17 protein-coding genes and 1 pseudogene are annotated in these 17,860 nt (G+C 73.5%); 10 read left to right on the top strand and 8 right to left on the bottom strand.

Annotated features, from left to right (window positions below):
* Positions 1-26: 26 nt before the first annotated feature.
* Together AC3IX6_RS31805 and AC3IX6_RS31810 are read right to left on the bottom strand one after the other, a co-directional pair.
* Entirely contained in the window at positions 27-1,979 is a 1,953-nt protein-coding gene (locus AC3IX6_RS31805) for an AAA family ATPase (protein ID WP_489366755.1), read from the bottom strand.
* 400 nt (positions 1,980-2,379) lie between these two features.
* Complete coding sequence (locus AC3IX6_RS31810; RefSeq protein WP_489366756.1) at positions 2,380-3,015, bottom strand: uridine kinase family protein; 636 nt, start codon at positions 3,013-3,015, stop codon at positions 2,380-2,382.
* Between the two features lie 362 nt (positions 3,016-3,377).
* Here AC3IX6_RS31810 and AC3IX6_RS31815 point away from each other — a divergent pair, with 362 nt between their 5' ends.
* The 3 genes from AC3IX6_RS31815 to AC3IX6_RS31825 all read left to right on the top strand — a co-directional run bounded on the left by AC3IX6_RS31815 (position 3,378) and on the right by AC3IX6_RS31825 (position 5,599).
* Positions 3,378-4,808, top strand: a complete 1,431-nt coding sequence (locus AC3IX6_RS31815; RefSeq protein ID WP_489366757.1) for a C39 family peptidase — start codon at positions 3,378-3,380, stop codon at positions 4,806-4,808.
* Positions 4,809-4,893: 85 nt separating this feature from the next.
* The gene (locus AC3IX6_RS31820) at positions 4,894-5,319 is read left to right on the top strand and encodes an SPW repeat protein (protein WP_382969758.1); all 426 of its coding nucleotides are present in this window, start codon (positions 4,894-4,896) and stop codon (positions 5,317-5,319) included.
* Between the two features lie 121 nt (positions 5,320-5,440).
* Positions 5,441-5,599, top strand: a complete 159-nt coding sequence (locus tag AC3IX6_RS31825) for an SCO1431 family membrane protein (RefSeq protein ID WP_243341628.1) — start codon at positions 5,441-5,443, stop codon at positions 5,597-5,599.
* Here the strand turns inward: AC3IX6_RS31825 and AC3IX6_RS31830 are convergent.
* Genes AC3IX6_RS31830 through AC3IX6_RS31840 form a run of 3 tightly spaced genes read right to left on the bottom strand, consistent with a single transcriptional unit; the run spans position 5,596 to position 8,008 of the window.
* Positions 5,596-6,510, bottom strand: a complete 915-nt coding sequence (locus AC3IX6_RS31830) for a hypothetical protein (protein WP_489366758.1) — start codon at positions 6,508-6,510, stop codon at positions 5,596-5,598. The two genes, AC3IX6_RS31825 and AC3IX6_RS31830, sit on opposite strands and share 4 nt — an antisense overlap.
* Entirely contained in the window at positions 6,507-7,469 is a 963-nt protein-coding gene (locus AC3IX6_RS31835) for a DUF6114 domain-containing protein (protein ID WP_489366759.1), read from the bottom strand. The genes AC3IX6_RS31830 and AC3IX6_RS31835 overlap by 4 nt, the downstream gene beginning before the upstream one ends.
* Entirely contained in the window at positions 7,460-8,008 is a 549-nt protein-coding gene (locus tag AC3IX6_RS31840; protein WP_489371619.1) for a DUF6230 family protein, read from the bottom strand. The genes AC3IX6_RS31835 and AC3IX6_RS31840 overlap by 10 nt, the downstream gene beginning before the upstream one ends.
* Before the next feature lie 208 nt (positions 8,009-8,216).
* Here AC3IX6_RS31840 and AC3IX6_RS31845 point away from each other — a divergent pair.
* From AC3IX6_RS31845 to AC3IX6_RS31855, 3 genes and pseudogenes are all read left to right on the top strand, one after another.
* Positions 8,217-8,738 (top strand): annotated as a pseudogene (locus tag AC3IX6_RS31845) (TetR/AcrR family transcriptional regulator); the annotation flags it as partial.
* A 561-nt stretch (positions 8,739-9,299) separates the two neighbouring features.
* On the top strand, positions 9,300-10,469 hold the full coding sequence (locus AC3IX6_RS31850; RefSeq protein WP_489366760.1) for an acyl-CoA dehydrogenase family protein: 1,170 nt from the start codon (positions 9,300-9,302) through the stop codon (positions 10,467-10,469).
* 62 nt (positions 10,470-10,531) lie between these two features.
* Positions 10,532-10,864 (top strand): GNAT family N-acetyltransferase, encoded by a 333-nt coding sequence (locus AC3IX6_RS31855; RefSeq protein WP_489371620.1) that lies wholly within the window; start codon positions 10,532-10,534, stop codon positions 10,862-10,864.
* Positions 10,865-10,868: 4 nt separating this feature from the next.
* On the opposite strand, the gene AC3IX6_RS31860 is transcribed toward AC3IX6_RS31855, so the two are convergent.
* On the bottom strand, positions 10,869-11,084 hold the full coding sequence (locus AC3IX6_RS31860; protein ID WP_450910404.1) for a hypothetical protein: 216 nt from the start codon (positions 11,082-11,084) through the stop codon (positions 10,869-10,871).
* An 86-nt stretch (positions 11,085-11,170) separates the two neighbouring features.
* Positions 11,171-12,040: an AraC family transcriptional regulator gene (locus AC3IX6_RS31865; RefSeq protein ID WP_489366761.1), complete on the bottom strand. Its 870-nt coding sequence runs from the start codon at positions 12,038-12,040 to the stop codon at positions 11,171-11,173.
* Between the two features lie 511 nt (positions 12,041-12,551).
* On the opposite strand from AC3IX6_RS31865, the gene AC3IX6_RS31870 reads away from it, so the two are divergent.
* Positions 12,552-13,685, top strand: a complete 1,134-nt coding sequence (locus AC3IX6_RS31870; protein WP_489366762.1) for an Rv3169 family protein — start codon at positions 12,552-12,554, stop codon at positions 13,683-13,685.
* A 52-nt stretch (positions 13,686-13,737) separates the two neighbouring features.
* The gene (locus tag AC3IX6_RS31875) at positions 13,738-14,841 is read left to right on the top strand and encodes a phosphotransferase family protein (protein WP_489366763.1); all 1,104 of its coding nucleotides are present in this window, start codon (positions 13,738-13,740) and stop codon (positions 14,839-14,841) included.
* Between the two features lie 27 nt (positions 14,842-14,868).
* Here AC3IX6_RS31875 and AC3IX6_RS31880 read toward each other — a convergent pair whose 3' ends face one another.
* Positions 14,869-15,318, bottom strand: coding sequence for a hypothetical protein (locus AC3IX6_RS31880; protein ID WP_489366764.1), 450 nt, complete (start codon positions 15,316-15,318; stop codon positions 14,869-14,871).
* Between the two features lie 218 nt (positions 15,319-15,536).
* Here AC3IX6_RS31880 and AC3IX6_RS31885 point away from each other — a divergent pair, with 218 nt between their 5' ends.
* Together AC3IX6_RS31885 and AC3IX6_RS31890 are read left to right on the top strand one after the other, a co-directional pair.
* On the top strand, positions 15,537-15,977 hold the full coding sequence (locus tag AC3IX6_RS31885; RefSeq protein WP_326593949.1) for an Lrp/AsnC family transcriptional regulator: 441 nt from the start codon (positions 15,537-15,539) through the stop codon (positions 15,975-15,977).
* Between the two features lie 215 nt (positions 15,978-16,192).
* Entirely contained in the window at positions 16,193-17,842 is a 1,650-nt protein-coding gene (locus tag AC3IX6_RS31890; RefSeq protein ID WP_489366765.1) for an amidohydrolase, read from the top strand.
* The last annotated feature ends 18 nt before the right edge of the window (positions 17,843-17,860 follow it).

A 17,860-nucleotide genomic window follows, 5' to 3' on the forward strand; every position in this document is an offset into this window, starting at 1 on the left:
GACAGCCAGCCCCGCGCAGCGGCGCGCTACAAGGGCGGCGGGTCCGGCCGCTCCTGGGGGCCCCGGCCCGACAGGACCTCCCCGTAGGCCTGCATCAGGTCCGCCAGCCGCAGGGTGGAGAGGTCCTCCCGGGAGGGATCGCCGGTGAAGCCGGACAGCCGCAGGTCCCGGTACGCGCAGCTCTTCTCGTACAGCGTGCGCAGGAACCGCCCGTTGCCCAGCTCGTCGATCCACCCCTGCTCCACCACGTGCCCGCTGATGCTCCGCAGCTCCTCCAGCGCCTCCTCGTCCCACCGGTCGCCGTTGGCGTCCGCGAGAACCCCGCCGATCGACGTGAGTTCCAGCGGCCGGTAGCTGGGGAAGTCCACCCGCGTGGTGAACCGCGAGGACAGCCCCGGATTCGTGGCGAGCAGCCGGTCCATCCCCGCCGGATAGCCCGCGAGGATCACGACCAGGTGGTCGCGGTTGTCCTCCGCCCGCTTCAGGAGCACCTGCAGGGCCTCGTCGCCGTACGCGTCACCCTTGCTGTAGCCGGAGTTGGACAGGCTGTACGCCTCGTCCACGAACAGCACCCCGCCGATCGCCGAGTCGATCAGCTCGTTCGCCTTCACGGCGGTCTGCCCGAGGAACTCGCCGACCAGGTCCGCGCGCCCGGCCTCCACGAGATGGTCGCCGCCGAGCAGGCCCAGCGCGTAGAAGACCCGGCCCAGGATCCGCGCCACCGTGGTCTTCCCCGTGCCCGACGGCCCGGAGAAGACGAAGTGCCGTTTCGGCGGCTGCACCGGCAGCCCCTGCCCCGTCCGCAGCCTGGCCATGTGCAGCTGCGCGGAGAGCGCCTTCACCTGCCGTTTGACCGGCTCCAGGCCCACCATCCGCTCCAGCTCCGCGAGCGCCTCGGCCAGCGCCGCCGGATCAGCCGGCCCGGCCGGCAGTCCCACCGGTCCCGGCTGGGCGGGCAGCGAGGCCTTGTGCCGCACACCGGCGGGCAGACCCGCGCCGGGCCCCGGCGCACCCGGGCCGTGCCGCGGCTCCGGCGGATCGGCCGCCGTCAGCGGGTCCGGATCCGGCTGTCCGTCGGCGGCGATCCCCTGGACCGGTCCGCCGCCGCCCAGGGCCACCGCCGCGAAGTCCCCGCCCGACGGGGCCGCTCCGTGCCCGCCGAAGGCCTCGTAGCCGGCGCCGCTCGCGTACCCGGCCAGGCCGTCGGCGTCCTCGCTGTCCTCGATCGCCGTCAGCCGGGCCGCCGTGTCCATGAACGCCGGGTCCACCCGGTGCACCGCCCGGTACAGCGGCAGCGCCGCCGCGCTGCGCCCGGTCCCCTCGTGCGCCCGCGCCAGCCAGTACCGCAGCTCCTTGCGCTGGGGCTGCTCGCTGCGGCAGCGCATCAGCGAGGCCGCCAGCAGCGGCTCGGCCTGCCCGTACATCTCCAGCCGGACCCGGGCCATCCCGCCGAACAGGCCCGCCTCGATGCCCAGGAGCGGATCGTCGACCAGCGATTCGGTGGAGCGCACCAACTGCTCCCAGTCCTTGACCAGGTAGGCCCGGCAGGCGTGCAGGAAGCGCACCTGGGGGTCGGTGTCCACGGGCGGCAGGGCCGCCAGCGCCTGGTCCAGCTCGGGCACGTGGCGCCCGTCGAGCCAGTGCGAGGCGTGCGCCAGCAGCAGGTCCCGCCTGGTCTCCAGGACCGGCTGCACCCACCAGCCCAGCCAGTACCAGGAGTTCAGCGTCCGCCGGTGGCGGGCCCGCTGCTCCCCGAAGCGGTCCCGGTGGGCGTACATGCGCAATAACGCGTTGGTGGTGTCGACGCGGAGCGCGTGCAGGCCCAGCCAGGCATCGGCCATCCCGGGATCGAGTCGTACGGCCGCCCGGAACTCCTCCTCGGCCTGCGGGTAGGCGCCCATCGTGCAGGCGTCCACTCCTCGCAGCCAGGCGAGTTCGGCCGGGGCGTGCGCGCTGCTGCCGTGCGCGGCGAAGTCCATCACATCCCCCACAAGCCTGCCCCCGTGGTGCCCAGCAACCCCCGCGATGCGTACGCGAGTTGTCCCTGCGCCGATGAAATCAGGGGTGCATCGTACCTGCGGTTACGCACCTTACGTAGGGTGCGTCGAAGAAGGGCCGGACGCAGATCCGGAGGGTCCTCGGTGACTCAGGGTGAGGAATCGGCCGCGATGTGCCCCGTGCGACGCCGTGACGGAGGTGCGCCGGGCGGGATTTCACGGAGCGCCGGAGGGCAGAACGAAGCCCCCGATCACGGGGGAACAATCGGGGGCTTCGCGTCCGCGGCGGCCGGTGAGGGCCGCTTCTTCAGAACGTAAGGCCGTCCCCGCCCCGGGTCAAGCGGCCGGGAGGCACCCGCGAAGAGGGCCCTTCCATCACCCCTCAGGCCTGGGGGGCCTCGTCACCCTCCGTCACGCGCGCGCCGGTTCCCGTCGCCCCGGCCGCCCCGGAAGTCCACTCGTATCCCGTACTGCTCTGCCGCACCAGGGTGTCCGCGAAGGGGCGCGAAGGATCATCCGAGAAGTGCGCGCGCTCCGCGCGCTCCCATCCGTCCCAGAAGTCGGAAAGTTCGCGCCCGTCCCGGTTGCGCCCGCGCCCCCAGGACTTCGCACGCGGCGTCTCCATCCACAGCAGCCGCGCCAGGTGCGGGCGCAGGGCGCGCCGTCCGGCGCCGACCCCCTCGACGAGCAGCACCGGACCGGGCTCCAGCACCCGCTCCGGCCCGAACCGCCGCTCGACCCAGTCGTACGGCGCCCAGTGCGCGGCCCGCCCCGCGGCGAGCGGCTCCAGCACCTGCGCGCGCAGCCGCCCCACCCAGCCGAACAGCTCCTCATGGGTGGCCACATCGTCCAGCCGCAACACGGGAACCCCGCCCAGCGCCTCGGCGAGCGCCCCCGCGAAGGTGGTCTTCCCGGACCCGGCGTGCCCGTCGATCCCGACGAGGCGGACGGGCCCGAGAGAGGGCGGCAGGGCGAGGATCTCGCGCGCGAGGGGCTGAAGTCCCGACTGATCTTCCACGCCCCCACCGTATGACCTCCGCCCCGCCGCGTGCCGGCATGCCCCTGCGGGAGCTGTCCCCGACCCACCCTTCCCCCGTTCCCCGGGCTCCGCCCGGACCCCTCGCCGGAGGTCTTTTCAGCCGTCCGGCGTTTGCGGACCGGGCTCTGGGGCGGAGCCCAGGAGGGGTCCGGGCACAGCCCGGGGAACGGTGGAAGGGGCGGGTAGGGGACAGCCCCGCAGGGCCCGCCCCGGGGGACGGGGGAGAGAGGGGCCGCGCGCCGTCACCCCGACACGGCCCCCCGGCTTCACGGCCCCGCACGCGGGAACTGGAAGGGTGGGCGGGAGCCGACCCGCCGCACCGACCCCTGGGGGCCACGCCGATGACCGCACCCACACCCCGCCGCGCCCTACTGGCGGTAGCCCTGGCGGCAGCCACCGCCGCCACCGTCCCCGGCGGCCGAGCCTCCGCGGCCGGCCCGAAGCCCGCCCCCGGGGACCCGGGGCGGGCCCCGGCCAGCCCGCCCCCGGCCGGGGCCCCGGGAGGGGCTCCGGCGGAGGCCGCCGCCGGAGCCACCCGCAAGACGGTGGACAACCGCTTCTGGTACTCGTACGCCCACTGGACCGCCGGCCTCCACCAGGGCACCACCGCCATCGGCGGCGCCCGCCCCGGCCTGGAGATCAAGACCCCGACGGGCCGCACCGAGTACAAGGACCCGCACACCGCGAAGAAGAGCACCTGGGAGTACGCCACCTGGACCTCCCCGGTCCACACCTCGACCGTGCCCGCCACCGAGGCCATCGCCTCCTGGAACGCCCGCACCCCGGCCGGCACCTGGATCCAGGCCGAACTGCGCGGCACCTACACCGACGGCGTCGCCACCCCCTGGTACGTGATGGGCCGCTGGGCCTCCGGCGACGGGGACATCCGGCGCACCTCCGTGGACGGGCAGACCGACGGCAAGTCCACCGTCTGGACCGACACCCTGGCCGTGGACGCCCCCGCGAGCGGGCTGCGGATCAAGGACTGGCGGCTGCGCCTGACCCTGTACCGCAAGCCCGGTGCGAGCCGCGGCCCCACGGTGTGGCTGGCCGGCGCCATGGCCTCGGACGTACCGGACCGGTTCACCGTCCCGGCCTCCACCGCCGCCGGCGGGGCCCACGAGCTGAAGGTGCCGAGGTACTCGCAGGAGACGCACGCCGGCCAGTACCCCGAGTACGACAACGGGGGCGAGGCCTGGTGCAGCCCCACCTCCTCGCAGATGATCATCGAGTTCTGGGGCCGCAGGGCCAGCACCTCCGCCGTGTCCTGGGTCGACAAGGGCTACGCGGACCCCCAGGTCTGCCACGCCGCCCGCTCGACCTACGACGCCGCGTACAAGGGCTGCGGAAACTGGCCCTTCAACGCCGCCTACGCGGCGACCTACCGGCAGCTCGCGGGCGTCGTCACCCGCCTGGGCTCCCTCGCCGACCTGGAGACCCTGGTGCGGGCCGGGGTGCCGGTCATCACCTCTCAGTCCTTCACGGCCGAGGAGCTCACGGGCGCGGGCTACGGCACGGCCGGCCACCTGATGACCGTCATCGGCTTCACCGCCTCGGGCGACGTGATCGCCAACGACCCGAACTCGGCCGACAACACGGCCGTGCGCCGCGTCTACCGGCGCCGGCAGTTCGAGAACAACTGGCTGCGGACCAAGCGCCACAACGCGGCCGGCAAGGTCGTCTCCGGCACCGGAGGCGTCTGCTACCTCTACGGTCCGATCCGGCCGAACCCGGTCCAGGTCCTCGCGCTGCGGGCGGTCGGCGTGCTCTGAGATTTTCGCGTTGCCCCGAATGGCATGTAAGTGGAACATAAAGGGCAAAAGGGCAATAGGAGCTTCTCATAGGAGGCAGCCCGCCATGACCACCCAACCGAGAATCGAACACCACCCCGACCTCGCTGAGATGCGCTCGCGGTTCGAGCGGGTCACCAGCACTCCGAGTGCCCAGATCGTCGAGGCACTGGCCCTGATGACGGGCCTGTACATCGCCGCCTCGCCGTGGATCGCCGGATTCAGCGGGCTCAGCTCGCTGGCGATCAACAACCTGATCGCGGGCCTGGCCTACTGCCTGTGCATGAGCGGACTCGGCTCCGCTTACGAACGCACCCACGCCATGGCCTGGACGGCGGTCGGTCTCGCCGCCTGGACGATCGTCGCGCCCTTCGTCATCTCCGGCGACGTCAGCACCACCCGCACGGTGTGGAGCAACGTCCTCGCCGGCGGTATCGCCTTGTGCCTGGCCCTGGCCATGGCGGGCATGGCGGGCCGCGACCGCACCACCTGATCCGGTACGCACGCACCCTTCGCGCCCCCGGTCCGCAGCACGCGGACCGGGGGCGTGAGACATGCCACCAGTGACCATCGTCTCTACCGCGAAGGGCGCCCCCGCTGTCACATTGGAGGGCATGACCGCACACAGCGCCGCCCTGACCGCCCGCGCCCGCAACCTGGTCCGCACCGGCGGCCCCGAGGACGATTCTTCCTCCTGGCTGGAGCACGTGCTCGGCTGGACCCTGGTCGTGGTCGTGGCCATGTTCGTCACCCAGGTCGGCTGGTTCTTCTAAGCCCCTGCCCGGCCCCCGCCCCCGCCCCCGCCCGGCTCCGGCTCCGGCTCCGGATCCACCGTCCAGTGCCGGTCCGGCACCCCCACCAGCCCGTACAGCGCCCGCACGGGCGAGCGCGCCGGCAGCAGCACCACCCCGGCCACCAGGGCGAACACCCCGAGCCCGGCCCACCAGCCCAGCAGCCGGACGAGCACGCTCGCGCCCAGCGCCCCCGCGAACGGCAGCCCGTAGACCCCCGCCCCGGCGATCGCCACCGCGACCACCCTGGGCACCTTGAGGTCCGCCGCGGCGCCCGGCAGCCGCCAGCCCTCCACCAGCCAGCCGATCTCGGCCAGCAGCATCGTGCCGATGACGGCCGTCCCGAAGATCAGCACGGCCAGGAAGGTGCCCGAGGTCGCGAAGGCCAGGACGCCGTTCACGACACCTTCCGCCGACCAGTCGGCCAGGGCCCGCGGATCGGCGCTCAGCAGCCGCTCGTACCCCCTGCCGTCCCACCCGTGGATCAGGGTGAAGAACAGCAGGAAGTACCCGGCCACCGCCTGGAGATACCCCCAGTACCCGGCACCGACCAGGACGAACAGCCGCGCCGCCAGGAATCCGAGCAGCGCGCCGACCACCACCGAGGCCCCGTAGAAGAGCGCGAAACCGGCCCACACCCCGTCGTGGTCGCGGGCCGCGTGCATCGTCGACCAGGCCGGGTTCTGCCAGAGCAGGTACGCCCCGGTCGGGGCGGGCAGCAGGGCCGCGTAGAGCAGGGTGAGCGCCAGGTACGGATGGGACGCGCGGCTCCTCGTACGGACCCCCTCGCCCCGGACCGACCGCTCCCACCACTGGAGCTGGCGCCCGGCGGCCACCGCGAAGGTGGCGCCGATGCCGTACGCCCACAGCGGTGCGGCCTGGAGGGGGATCACGAGGCCACCAGCCGCAGGTCGTCGGTCTTGATCACGTCGGAGGTGACGAGCGCCTGCTCCGCGCTCACCTGGGTCATGAAGACGAACGGCGGGATGACCGGGGGAGCGGGCAGCCCGTCCGGGCTGAAGGTCACGCACAGCAGTCCCTCGATGCACCCGCTGAACCTCGTCAGGTACAAGGTCACGTCGCCGCTCAGGTCGAGCCTCTTCGCGGCGAGCCCGTACTCCTCGCGGCCGTCACGGCTGCGCAGCCTGTAGTCGGTGAGCGTGGCCGCCCGCATCCGCAGCACCAGCACCTTCAGCGGGCCGTCCACCGTGGGCACGTGCGTGATCCCCGCGAAGGCGAACCCCTGCGGGGCGAAGAGCGAGGTGGTCACGGTCGGGGGAGTGCGCGCGGCCATCGGCGGACCGGCCGCGGCGGCCCTCGCCTCCCCGGCGCCCGCCACCAGCGAGGCGAGCAGCACCACCGGCAGCGCGGCCGCCAGCGTGCGCGGCCCGCTGCCGTCCAGGCTCGGGACGTACGGGCCCTGCTCGCCCGCCTCGGGATCGGGCAGCGGGGTCCAGCCGAAGGCCAGCGCGCTGCCCGCGATGCCGAGCAGCATCCCGACGAGGAAGCCTCCGAGGTTGGTCGCCACGAAGGACAGTACCGAGAGCAGCAGCGCGTGGATCGAGACGTAGGCCCGGGCCTGGGGCAGCAGCCACAGGAACAGACCGGCGGCGATCAGCGCGATCCCGATCCCGATGGCGGCGATCCCGCCGAGACCCAGGCTGACCAGTACGGTGAGCGGGGAGAGCGGGACCAGCAGCAGCTCGGTCCCGCCCAGGATCACCAGCAGCCCGCCCCAGAAGGGGCGGGTGCGGCGCCAGGCGCGCAGCCGCCGCCGCGGGCCGGGCAGCGGGAGGCGGCGATCCAGCCACCCGCTGCCCGGCCCGGCGGGCCCGCGCAGGCCTAGAAGCACTTCCTGCCGTCCAGGCTGACGTTCAGCTTCAGGCCCTTGAGGTGGAAGTTGCCGCCGGTCGCCGACCAGGCGTGCGACTTCACGTCCACGACCTCGATGTCCCCGGCCTGCAGGCCGAACTTGCCGGCCTCGCCCTTGATCCCGCCGACCTGGTCGAGGGTGGAGGCGTCGCGGCCGATCTGGGCCGTCCCGAAGACGGCGTCGCCGGCCAGGTCCTCGCCGTCGATGACGAGATTGCTGGCGGTGACGTTGCCGGCCGGGCCGCCGGCGGTCAGCTTGAAGACCACCTTGCCCACCGGGGTGTCCACCTCGGCGGCCTGGCAGATGTCCGTGAGGGTGGCCTCGCCGATGCCGAGCAGCGCGACGGGATGGCCCTTGCCGTCGACGGAGCGGTCCGTCTGCACGTAGGAGGCCAGGCCCTTGCTGCTCAGCTTGGACGAGGAGACCTGGAAGCTGGTCCCCGAGACGGCGAAGGAGGCGGCGAGCGCGCCCTGCGCCATGACCATCGCCATCGCCCCGACCGCGACGACCGCGGGCATCGCGACGGCGGCCGTCTTCTTCCAGTTGGCGCGTCCCTCGGGGGTTCTGCCCGGTGTACTCGATGTACTCGGTGTGCCCGTCCTGCCGTTGCCCATGATGGTGTTCCTCCCGTACGTCGTCCGGTGCGCAGGGGGAGTGCAAAGGGGGGGTGCCCAGGGGTCTGCCATACTGCGGGCTTCCTGTGGCAGTTCGAGGCTAGGGCTGAATTTGAATAATAGTCAACAGCGCGGAACGACCGGACGTTCGCAGGTTCGGCGGGCCGAACTCATAGCGATCGGGCGGAAGTTGTTCGCCGACACCTCGTACGACGCGCTTTCCATGGATGACATCGCCAAGCACGCGGGCGTGGCCAAGGGGCTCATCTACTACTACTTCAAGAGCAAACGCGGCTACTACCTGGCCATCGTCGAGGACTCGGTGGCCGAGCTCGTGGCCCGTGCCGCGGGCGAGAGCGAACTGCCCAACGCGCAGCGGGTGCGCACCACCATCGACGGCTACCTGTACTACGCCGAGCACCACCAGGCCGCCTACCGCACCATCGTCACCGGCGGCGTCGGCTCGGACTCCGAGGTGCTCGCCATCCGCGACGCCGTCCGCGAGGAACTCATCGCGACCATCGCGGAAGGCGCGTACGGCCGCCGCGAGATCCCGCCGATGGCCCGGCTGGCCCTGGTCGGCTGGCTGGCGGGCGTCGAGGGCAGCACCCTCGACTGGATCGGCCCGGCGGACGCCCCGGCGCAGGCTCCGGTCCCGGCTCAGGCCCAGGTCCTGGTCCAGGCCCAGGTCCAGGTCCCGGTCCAGGTCCCGGCTCAGGGTCCCGACCAGGCCCTGACGCAGGTCCCTGCCCAGTCCCCGGCCGAGGTCCCGACGGAGGCGGACGTGGACGTGGACGTGGACGCGGACGTGGAGGCGGACGCGGACGCGGGCCCACCGGCCCGGGCCGAGACCCCGGCCCCGGGACCGGCCAGGGAGGGCCGCGGGCCAGGAGCTCCCGGCGACCCCGGCCACCCCGACCGGGCCGAGTTCGGCGCCTTGCTGGTGCGCACGCTGCGCGCGACCCTGACGGTGATCGAGGATTTCGTCCCCGAGTGCCCGGCCCCGCCCGTCCCCGAGGAGGATCTCGTACCCGTGACGGGAAGCCCCTGATCGGGCATACTCAACCGCCGCAGCCCCTTGAACTGGACCTTCCCGCGATCCGGGAGGGCACCATCGGCTGTGAGCCCCGAGACCCGGCGACGCGTACCACCCTCACGCGCCGCCCCGTGCTTGACGAGTGAGGAGAGCGCAGCCATGACCGACCGCGCGCCGCAGGTGGACCGATCGCTGCCGACCGAGGAGTCCCGCGACCTGCTCGCGCTCGTACGCGAGATCGCGCAGCGGGAGATCCGCCCCCGGGCCGCCGAGGAGGAGGACGCCGGCCGCTTCCCCCGGGAGGTCTTCGCGCTCCTCTCCGAGTCCGGTCTGCTGGGGCTCCCGTACGCCGGTGAGTTCGGCGGCGGCGACCAGCCGTACGAGGTCTACCTCCAGGTGCTGGAGGAGCTGGCCGCGGCCCGCCTGACCGTCGGGCTCGGTGTCAGCGTGCACTCGCTGGCCTGCCACGGCCTGGCCGGCTACGGAACCAAGGAGCAGCAGGGCGCCCACCTGCCCGCCATGCTCGGCGGCGGGCTGCTCGGCGCGTACTGCCTCTCCGAGCCCGCCTCGGGCTCGGACGCGGCCTCCCTGACCACCAAGGCGGTCCGGGACGGCGACGACTGGGTGATCAACGGCACCAAGGCCTGGATCACCCACGGCGGGGTGGCCGACTTCTACACGGTGCTGGCCCGCACGGGCGTGGACGGCCCGAAGGGCATCACCGCCTTCCTGGTCCCGGGCGACGCGCAGGGCCTCACGGCGGCGGTCCCCGAGAAGAAGATGGGCATGAAGGGCTCGCCCACCGCCCAGCTGCACTTCGACGGCGTACGGGTCCCCGACACGCGCCGCATCGGCGAGGAGGGCCAGGGCTTCACCATCGCCCTGGCGGCCCTGGACGCCGGCCGCCTCGGCATCGCCGCCTGTGCGATCGGCGTGGCCCAGGCCGCGCTCGACGAGGCCCTGGCGTACGCCCTGGACCGCAAGCAGTTCGGGCACCCCATCGCGGACTTCCAGGGCCTGCGGTTCATGCTGGCCGACATGGCGACGAAGATCGAGGCGGGCCGCGCGCTGTACCTGGCGGCGGCGCGGCTGCGGGACGCGGGCAAGCCCTTCTCCCGCCAGGCGGCGATGGCGAAGCTCTTCTGCACCGACGCGGCGATGGCCGTCACGACGGACGCGGTCCAGGTCCTGGGCGGCTACGGCTACACGGCGGACTTCCCGGTCGAGCGGCTGATGCGCGAAGCGAAGGTCCTCCAGATCGTGGAGGGCACGAACCAGATCCAGCGCATGGTCATCGCCCGCCACCTGGCGGGCCCGGAATCCCGCTGACCGGCCGGCCCGGGGCGGAGCTGACCGTACGGGAGGCCCTGTCCGACGCCGAGCTGAACGGACTGTTCTCCGCGTCCTGGCCGGGGCACCGGGACGCGTCCTTCGCGCCGGTCCTGGCCCGCAGCCTGACCTGGATCGCGGCGCGCGGCGGCGGGCGGCTCGTCGGCTACGTCAACGTGGCCTGGGACGGGGGCGCGCACGCCTTCGTCCTCGACACCACGGTGCACCCGGACGAGCGCCGCCACGGGCTCGGAGTGCGCCTGGTCCGGGCGGCCGCCGAGGAGGCGCGGGGTGCGGGCGCGCAGTGGCTGCACGTGGACCACGAGCCGCACCTCGGCGCGTTCTACGCCCGGTGCGGTTTTCGCCCGACGGCGGCGGGCCTGCTCGCCCTGTGAGCGGTCAGCCGCCGAAGAGGGGGCCGGTCGGCCAGATGGGGGAGGAGGCGATCCGGGACCACTCCGGATCGCGCTGCCCCGGTACGGTCCGGCCGTCCTCCTCCCACCGGGTGAGCAGCGCGCGGTAGATGGGCGGGTCGGGTGCCTGCCGAACCGATTCTTCGTACCCTGCGGCGGGCGCCCGCCGGCGGCGCCCCACCCTCGGCGTGGAAGTCTCCATCGTGGTCATACCGGGCCAACGCGCCACCGGACCCACGGGTAACCCCGCCCATCCGTTCGAGCTTTCCCCTCGGTGGCCGCAATCCGTCACGCCGGTTCGACGGGCAGCCACAGCTCGCAGGTCGCGGTGCTGAAGTCGTCCGCGCGCTCGAGGAACGCGACGATCGAGGGGCCGGGCCGCAGGCGCCACGGGTTGGAGGGGAACCACTCGGTCGCGGTCGCGGCCCAGGTCGTCTGCAGGGCCTGCGGATGGGGTCCGGAGGTACGGAAGACCGCCCACCTCCCGGCCGGCACCTCGATGGCGTCCAGGTCGCCGGGGGCCGCCGTCTCCCGGGACACGGCGACTCCGTGCAGGTAGGTCAGCTCGCTCCCCTCCGCGCCGTCGGGGTCGACGTCGTCGGACACTTGCAGCAGGCCGCCCGGCTCGGTGTCGCCGAGGGCCTTGAGCCGGAGGTGCTCCCCGGGCGGCAGTGCGGTGATGTGCCGCTGGATGTGCGGGTTGACGCCCTGGTGGACGAGCGGGACCCGGGCGGCGTGTCCGACCAGCCGGAACGCGGGGCGGTCGACGAGGCGGGTGTCCATGGGGATGCTCCCTTCGACGGTCAGGCGGATCCTGAGCCGTGGCTGTGTGCGCAGGGGGCCTCCGTCGCGGCGCACGTCACGGGGGGCGGCACCGTGGACCGCGCGGAACGCGCGCCCGAACGCCTCGGTCGAGCCGTACCCGTACCGGACGGCGATGCTCAGCAGATCGCCGTGGCCGCGGACGACATCGGCGGCGGCGACGGTCATGCGGCGCCGGCGCACGTACTCCGACAACGGCATGCCGGCCAGCGACGAGAACATCCGGCGCAGGTGGTACTCGGTCGTGCCGAGCTCCCCGGCCAGTCCGCGGACGTCGAGCTCCTCCGCGAGGTGTTCCTCGACGAGATCGACGAGCCGGTTGAGTGCCGAGATCACGAGGCCCCCTTTCACCGCCAACCCTGCCCGCCCGCACCCCACCGGGACCCGACCCCTCCGATCCGATCCGATCCGATCATGCACCCCAACCCAACACCAACCCCGCTCCCACCCCGGCCGCCCCCAGTCGGCCCCCTCCCGGGTCCCGGGAGGGTCCCGGAGGATCCCGGAGGGGTCCGGGAGGATCCCGGAGGGGTCCGGAGGGGTCCGGGAGGGTCCGGGAGGGACCTGGGAGGGTCCGGGAGGGACCTGGGAGGGACCCGGAGGGCTCCGGGAGGGTTCCGGAGGGGGCCGGGAGGGACCCGGAGGGGTCCGGGAGGGGTCCGGGAGGGGTCCGGGAGGGGTCCGGGAGGGGCCCGGCCACCCCGTCCACGGCCCGGCCCCAACCGGGCCCCCGCACGACGTGTCTCCCTGCCAGTTCGTGCCACAACCCTGTTCCGCACCCCCCGATCTGACGTACCGTCATTTCCGCCCAGGTGTCATCCCTCGCACCTATCCCCGGAGGTTCGCCATGCCCGCCGACCGGCCCGTACCGCTCGACGAATACCCCATCCACCAGGCCCCGTTGTCGATGAAGCACCTCGTCACCGGCGACCGGAACGCCTACGACCGCTGCATCTTCCACGTCTTCGACCACGCGGGCCGCGCCGTCCTGATCCTCGGCCTCGGGGTCTACCCCAACGCCGGTGTCATCGACGCCTACGCCACCCTCCGCGTCGGCGACGAACTGCTCGCGGTCCGCGCCTCCGACGCCCTCACCGACGACCGCATGAACCTCTCCGTCGGCCCGCTCCGCATCACCGTCGACGAACCCCTCCGGCGGATCACCCTCTCCTGCGCCGCCGACCCCGAGGACCCCGACGGGCTCTCGTACGACATCACCTGGACCGCCGAGTTCCCCGCCGTCTGGGAGCCGCACCACACCCAGCGCCGGGGCGACCGCCTGATCCTCGAAGGCCGCCGCTTCGTCCAGGCGGGCGGCGTCACCGGCACCATCCGGGCCAAGGGTGAGGAGTTCATCCTCGACGCCGACTGGACCGGCACCCGCGACCGGAGCTGGGGGGTGCGCCCGATCCCCGGCGAGGAGGGCGGCCGGGCTGCCGAGGAGCACCGGCCCGAGGGCTTCCACTGGCTCTGGATACCCGTCCGGTTCGAGGACCGCTTCCTGATGGTCATCACCCAGGAGGACGCCGACGGCCACCGGGCCCTCAGCGAAGCCGTCCAGGTCTTCCCCGAGGGCAGCGGCCGTCACGACGTACAGCTCGGCTGGCCGCACACCGACGTCCGCTACCGCCCGGGCAGCCGCCACCCCGAGAGCGCCGTCGTCCACCTCACCGATCCGGCCGGCCGCAAACCCCTGGAACTCGGCGTGGAGATCCTGGCTTCCTCCCCGCTCGCCGTCGGAGCCGGCTACCCGCCCGCCTCCGACTGGCAGCACGGCACCTGGCAGGGCCGCGGCTGGACCGACCGCCGCACCTACGACCTCTCCGACCCCGCGGCCCACCCCATGGCCGCCTTCGGGGTCACCGACCACTCGGCCCGCTTCACCCTCGAAGGCCGCACCGGCTACGGCATCTTCGAACACGGCAGCTTCGGCCGCCACGACCCCAGCGGCTTCGCGGACTACAGCTCGGTGGCCCCGTAACACAAGCACCTCAACCTCAACCTCAACAGCCAAGCCAGAGAAGGGGTTTCCCATGGCAGGACCGGCACCGCGCCCCCGTACCTCCACCCGCGAACCCGAGGAGCTGGGCCGGCGCCTCGCCGCCTGGCTCGACACCGAGCTCCCCGGCGCGAAGGTCACCAACATCTCCGTCCCCGGTTCCAACGGCATGTCCAGCGAGACCCTGCTCTTCGACATAGAGCACCCCGACGCCCCGATCCACGCCTGCGCGCTGCGCCTCGCCGCCGACCCGGCCGCCTACACCGTGTTCCCCACCTACGACATGCCCCGCCAGCACCGGGTCATGAGCCTGGTCGCCGCCCACACCGACCTGCCGGTCCCGAGCGTGCAGTGGCTGGAAGAGGACCCCGGCCCGCTCGGGGCCCCGTTCTTCGTGATGGCCCGCGCCGAAGGGCGCGTACCGCCCGACGTGATGCCCTACACCTACGAGGGGAACTGGCTGCACGCCGCGACCGACGCGCAGCGCGCCGTGCTGCAGGAGTCGAGCATCGCGCTGCTCGCCCGGCTGCACGACCAGTTCCCGCCCGAGGAGGCGCGGTTCCTCCTCCCGGAGGGCGACGGGAGCCCGCTTCGCCACCACGTCGAAGCCCAACGCGCCTACTACGACTGGGTGGTTGAGGGCAAGTCCCGATCACCCCTCCTGGAGCGGGCGTTCGCCCGGCTCGAAGAGCTCTGGCCCGCGGACGAGGGCGGCCCGGCCGTCCTGAACTGGGGCGACGCGCGCATCGGCAACGTCATCTACCAGGCCGACGGCTTCGAACCCGTGGCCGTCCTCGACTGGGAGATGGCGGCCTGCGCCCCGCGCGAGGTCGACCTCGGCTGGACCGTCTACCTGCACCGGTTCTTCCAGGACCTGACCGTCGGTTTCGGCCAGCCGGGCCTGCCGGGCTTCCTGCGCCGCGAGGACATCGAACGCCGGTACGCCGAACTCACCGGGCACGCGCCGCGGGACATGGAGTTCCACACGCTCTACGCCGCCCTGCGGCACGGGATCGTGATGCTGCGCATCGCCTACCGGCAGGCGCACTTCGGCGAGGTCGAGATCCCGGCGGATCCCGACAGCCTGATCCTGCACCATGCCAGCCTCACCGCCATGGTGCAGGGAACGTACTGGTAGACGGCCCGGCAGCCGTCCGGCCCGGGCTCAGGCGGCCTGCGCGTGCTGGCGCATCTGCGGCATCGCCGCGGGCGCCGGCATCCGCACGGGGCGCGAGCCGGGGCCGCCGACGTGCGAGAAGGGCTGCGTCCGCCAGTCCAGGCCCTGCGGAAGCGCCAGGTGGACGACGGGCTCCAGCTCCGGGGCCTCGTCGTGACCGAAGTCGAGGGTGGGCAGCGCGTCGGAGGCGGGTCGCCCGGTACCCGCGCACACCGTGAGCCCGAAGGGGTTCCACGGGGTCAGGCAGAGGGCGTGCTCCGGCAGGAACTCCTCGTCCGCGACGAGGGCGATGGACTGCCCGCAGTCGGGGCAGGTCGCGTGGTGGATCTCGAATCCCTCGGCGTCGTATTCGAGGTACTCGTCGTCGTCGGCGTAACCGCTCTCGACGATTTCCAGGGGCTCCGGTTCGATGCGACCGGCGCGCTTGGTGTTCAGCATGGATGTACTCCCCCTTGGGTGGGCCGGGCGGGCAGGTTCTTCGGCCACGGCCACCCCAAGCACTTCCCGTCGCGCGGCACGAGTAACCACATCCGGCCGCCGTACGCCCGCATACCCCTGTGGCCTTGGTCACATGCCCGCCGCAGGTGCCACCTCAATCCGTGGACACGGCTGGGCCTGAACGGTTCGGGGCCGTAGGTTGTGCGGCTATGAGCGCAATGGAGGAGCTGGACCGCCAGATCGTGGATCTGCTCGTGCGGGACGGGCGGATGAGCTACACGGACCTGGGCAAGGCCACCGGACTGTCCACGTCGGCGGTCCATCAGCGAGTACGCCGCCTGGAGCAGCGAGGGGTCATCCGCGGCTACGCGGCGGTCGTCGACCCCGAGGCCGTCGGCCTGCCCCTGACGGCCTTCATCTCGGTCAAGCCCTTCGACCCGAGCGCCCCCGACGACATCGCGGACCGGCTGTCCGGGGTGCCCGAGATCGAGGCCTGCCACAGCGTCGCGGGCGACGAGAACTACATCCTCAAGGTCCGCGTGGCCACCCCGCTGGAGCTGGAAGACCTCCTGGGCCGCCTGCGCGCCCTGGCCCACGTCTCCACCCGCACGACGGTCGTCCTCTCCACCCCGTACGAGGCCCGCCCGCCCCGGGTGTAGACCCAAACCCAGCCCCGGCCCGGGAAATCAAGCCCCTCCGGCGTTTGAGGAGCGGGGGCCCGGGGGCCGGCCCCCGGAAACGGCGCCGCACGCGACATGCGGGTCCGGGGCGCAGCCCCGGGGAACGGGCGAAGGGCGGGTAGGGGAATCACCCCCCAGCCCCCTGCAGAGGGGCCGTGTTCCGGGAGGCGGATCGCACCCGCCAGACTGTCGGCATGACAGACCGCACCACCGCCGACTCCGCCACAGCCGCCGGAGCCCACCCCACCACCGCCGGAGGCCCCCGCACGGTCCTCCTCCGCGGCGGCGAGGTCCACAGCCCCGCAGACCCCTTCGCCACCGCGATGGTCGTCGAGCGCGGCCACATCGCCTGGGTCGGCTCCGAGGGCGCCGCCGACGCCTTCGCGCAGGGCGTGGACGAGGTCGTCGACCTCGGAGGGGCGCTCGTCACCCCCGCCTTCACCGACGCCCACGTGCACACCACCTCCGCGGGCCTCGCCCTGACCGGCCTGGACCTGTCCACGGCCGCCTCCCTCGCCGAAGCCCTCGTCCGCGTGCGCGCGTACGCGGACGCCCGCCCCGCCGACCGGGTGCTGCTCGGCCACGGCTGGGACGCCGCCCGGTGGCCCGAACGCCGCGCCCCGCGCAGGCAGGAGCTCGACGAGGCCGCCGGCGGCCGCCCGCTCTACCTCAGCCGCATCGACGCGCACTCCGCCGTGGTGACCACGGCCCTGCTCCGGCTCGTTCCCGAGGTGCGCGCGGCCGCCGACGAGCCGCTGACCCGCGATGCCCACCACGCCGTGCGCCGTGCCGCGCTCGGCGCCCTCACCCCGGCCCAGCGCGCCGAGGCCCAGCGGGCCGCCCTCGACCGGGCCGCTTCCCTCGGGATCGGCTCCGTCCACGAGTGCGGCGGCCCCGAGATCTCCTCCCCGGAGGACTTCTCCGGCCTCCTGGAGCTGGCGCGGACCCACCCCGGCCCGCGGGTCTTCGGCTACTGGGCCGACCGGGACCTCGCCCGGGTCAAGGAACTCGGCGCCGTCGGGGCGGCCGGCGACCTCTTCGTCGACGGAGCCCTCGGCTCGCACACCGCCTGCCTGCACGCCCCGTACGCCGACGCGGACCACACCGGCACCGACTACCTCGACGCGCGGGCCGTCGCCGAACACGTGGCCGCCTGCACCGAGGCGGGCCTCCAGGCGGGCTTCCACGCCATCGGGGACGCCGCGATCACCGCCGTGGTCACCGGGGTCCGGGCCGCCGCCGACAAGGTCGGCCTGGACCGGATCCGCGCGGCCCGGCACCGCGTCGAGCACGCCGAGATGATGACCCCGGCCACCATCGCCGCCTTCGCGGAGCTCGGCCTCACCGCCTCCGTACAGCCCGCCTTCGACGCGCTGTGGGGCGGCGAGGAGGGCATGTACGCCGACCGGCTCGGCGCCGAGCGCGCCCGCACCCTCAACCCGTACGCGGCCATGCTCAAGGCCGGCGTCCCGCTCGCCTTCGGCTCCGACGCCCCGGTCACCCCCCTCGACCCCTGGGGCACCGTCCGCGCGGCCGCCTTCCACCACACCCCCGCCCACCGCGTCTCCGCACGGGCGGCCTTCGCCGCGCACACCCGCGGTGGCTGGCGGGCCCTGGGCCGCGACGACGCGGGCATCCTCGTCCCCGGCGCCCCGGCCGACTACGCGGTCTGGGACACGGCCGAACTGGTGGTCCAGGCCCCCGACGACCGGGTCGCCCGCTGGTCCACGGACCCCCGTTCCGGCACTCCCGGACTGCCGGACCTGACCCCCGGCGGCGAGCTGCCGGTCTGCCTCGCCACGGTGGTCGGCGGCCGGGAGGTATTCGTACGGCCACAGGGGTGATCCGGGTGGCCGTGGTTC

The organism is Streptomyces sp. GL_141, from assembly GCF_057834385.1.